General features: G+C 39.6%; 1 pseudogene. It reads right to left on the reverse strand.

What is annotated here, in order from left to right:
- Nucleotides 1-3,528, reverse strand: a pseudogene (locus ACFILW_RS09200) (hypothetical protein); the annotation flags it as partial.

Consider the following 3,528-nt stretch of genomic DNA (forward strand, 5'->3'; position numbering starts at 1 on the left):
ACTGACACCATCAAAAGCTCCTGCTACATCATGATAGATCTTCTTTTCTGACGAACTACCATCAGAATTGAATTGTGCAACCTTGAATTCTGGAGCCCTCCATTCGCCACCTTCATAGCTAGCTCCTCCTCCTAAATACGCAGCCAATGCGTTACTCATCAAATAGAGTTGTGAGCCATTCACCGCCTCCATCGATTCTGCTGTAAGTAATCCAGACTTAACACCAGAAATTGTGCGAGCATCACCTTTACTGTTAGCAATATCGATTTCAGTGCCTTCTTTCTCTGCACCAATCTTAATAACCTTCATCTCATCTTTATCCTGCTTGACAAGGCTTTCACTGACAACATTGGTTACATCATTATGAACATTCGTAACAGAAGTACTAATATCAGAAAGTGCTTCTGCTACACTTTTATAACTTTCCTCACCAGTGCTGCCATCATCCTTGATAGTTTTAAGCTTGAAGGTAGGGGCAATCCATTCTCCTTTTTCATTATAACCAGCACCTCCACCAAAATAGGTCGCAAGCGTATTATTCATTGTGTAAAGCTGTGAACCATTCACTGCATCGCTTGAATCCGCAGAGATTGTACCGTCTTCAAGAAACTTAATTTTGCTATTTTTTCTTTCCAATCCATCTCCATGCTTTGCTACAAAGGCTTTTTCCTTATCACTCCAAGATAAAGAATCCTGCGCTACTCCTTCAGAAACTTCTTTAATCCGTGCATTAACATTCTGAATATTCTCATCAAGCCCTGTAAACGCTGTATCTACACCAGTAAAGGAAGCTTCTGTTACCTCACCTTCTGTAGAAACTTTGGATAATTTATAAGTCGGTCCTGTAAACGCGCCATTATTAAACGCTGCATCACCGCCAAGAAACTTGGCAACATCTTGTGAGATCTTATTAAGCTGACCACCATTGATAACATCATGCGACTTTTCAGAAATTACACCATCTTTAACATTATGAAGTGCAACAGGTGCAGAATTTTGACCTTTACCTAAAGTCACACTGCCATAGTCAATTGTTTCATCTTCTTTCTTATCGTAGTGGACCACTGCTGAATCTTCTGACTGAAGACTGTTAGAAAGTTTTTCTAAACTTTTATCAAGTTGCTCTTTGTTAACTGCTTCATTATTCTTCGTTGCTGCCTTGATGCCAGAAAGGGTTCTATCCTCTTCTTTACTGTTGGCAATATTGAGTTCTGTACCTTCTACTTCCTTACCAATAGTGATAACCTTCGTATCATCATCCTGCTTGGCAAGACTATCACTAACAACATTAGTTACATCATTATGAACATTCATAATAGAACTCGCAACACCAGCAAAGGCTTCCGCTACACTATTGTAGCTTTCCTCACTTTCTTTACCTTCCGCATCAACTTTCTTGATCACAAAACTTGGTGCTTTCCATTGCCCATCTTTATCATAACCTGCTCCTCCACCAAAATAGGTCGCAAATGTCTGATTCATTGAATAAAGCTGATTGCCCGTAACAGCATCTGTTGATTTAGCGCTAATCTCACCATTTGCTAGAAACGTAATTCTACTGTTTTCTTGTGTCCTTACAGCTCTGCCTTTTTCTTCTTGCTTCTTCTCATGACGCGCTACAAAGGCATTGGCTTCATCATTCCATAACAAAGAATCCTGTGCTACCCCTTCTGAAACTTCTTTAATCCGTGCATTAACATTCTGAATATTCTCATCAAGACCAATAAATGCACTACCAACATTATCAAAAGAACTGTCTGTTACTTTTCCTTCCTCAGAAACATACGATAATTTATAAGTAGGGTTGGTAAAGCTACCATCTTTAAACGCCGCATCACCGCCAAGAAACTTGGCAACATCTTGAGAAATCGTGTTGATCTGGCTACCCGTAATTGCATCATGTGAACTCTCACCAATGGCACCATCTTTTACATTATGCAGTGCAACTGCTCCTGCATCCTTACCTTTACCTAAAGTTACGCTCTTATAATCAACTATTCCATCTTCTTTTTTATCGTAGAGAACAACCGCTGAATCTTCTGACTGAAGATTGTTAGAAAGATCCTTCAGACTTGCATCAAGCTGCGCTTTATTGACTGCTTCATTATTCTTCTCTGCTGCCTTGATGCCAGAAAGGGTTCTATCCTCTTCTTTACTGTTGGCAATATTGAGTTCTGTACCTTCTACTTCCTTACCAATAGTGATAACCTTCGTATCATCATCCTGCTTGGCAAGACTTTCACTAACAACATTGGTCACATCATTATGAACATTCGTGATAGAACTCGCAACTCCAGCAAAGGCTTCCGCTACACTATTGTAAACCTTTTCCTCACCAGTGCTACCATCTTCATTGATAGTTTTAAGTTTGAATGTGGGAGCAACCCATTTTCCATTTTCATAGCCAGCGCCTCCACCAAAATAGGTCGCAAACGTCTGATTCATTGAATAAAGCTGATTACCCGTGATCGCTTCTGTCGAACCTTTAGAAATTTCTCCATCTAATAGAAACTTTAATTTGCTGTTTTCTTGTTCCGCTATAACTTGACCATCTTTCTCTTTGTTCTTTACATGACGTGCTACAAAGGCATTGGCTTCATCATTCCACAACAAAGCATTCTGCTCAATGGTCTGTGTAAGTTCATTGCTGTTCTTAGAAAGCTCATTATGAAGATCTGTCAGCGATGTATCAACACCGCTAAAGGCTGAACCAACATCATGATATGACTGACCACCAACAACATACGTCGGAAGATTACCTACGAGCACATCAGCACCACCACCAAAATAGCTCGATGTATTTTTAGAAACACTGTCTAGATTAGTAGTCACTGTCGTAACATTTTTATTAGTCGCAAATAACTGAGAGCCATTTACAACTTCTGTCGATTCTGCTGAAAGCACTCCTGCCTTAACACCTGAAAGTGTCCGGTCTTCTTTCTTACTGTTGGCAATATTGAGTTCTGTACCTTCTACTTCTTTGCCAATAGTAATAACCTTCGTATCATCATCCTGCTTGACAAGGCTATCACTGACAACATTAGTTACATCATTATGAACATTCGTGACAGAAGTACTAATATCAGAGAGTGCTTCCGATACACTCTTATAAATCTTTTCTTCACCAGCACTACCATCATCATTGACAGTTTTAAGCTTGAAGGTAGGTGCAACCCATTCTCCTTTTTCGTTATAGCCAGCTCCTCCACCAAAATAGCTAGCAACTGCCTCATTCATTGAATAAAGCTGGTTACCGGTAATCGCTTCTGTCGAACCTTTAGAAATTTCTCCATCCAATAAAAACTTCAATTTGCTATTTTCTTGTTTCGTTATAACTTTGCCATCTTGTGTTTCTGTTTTTATATGACGCGCTACAAACGCCTGAGCTTCATTACTCCAATTCAAAGAATCCTGTGCGACTCCTTCAGAAACTTCCTTAATCCTCTGATTCACATTCTTGATATTATCATCAAGTCCTTCAAATGCTGAACCAACATTGGTAAAAGGTTTGGCTGTTATCTTACCATC

It is taken from the genome of Bartonella sp. TT110JLCBS, assembly GCF_042193405.1.
Lineage (GTDB): Bacteria > Pseudomonadota > Alphaproteobacteria > Rhizobiales > Rhizobiaceae > Bartonella.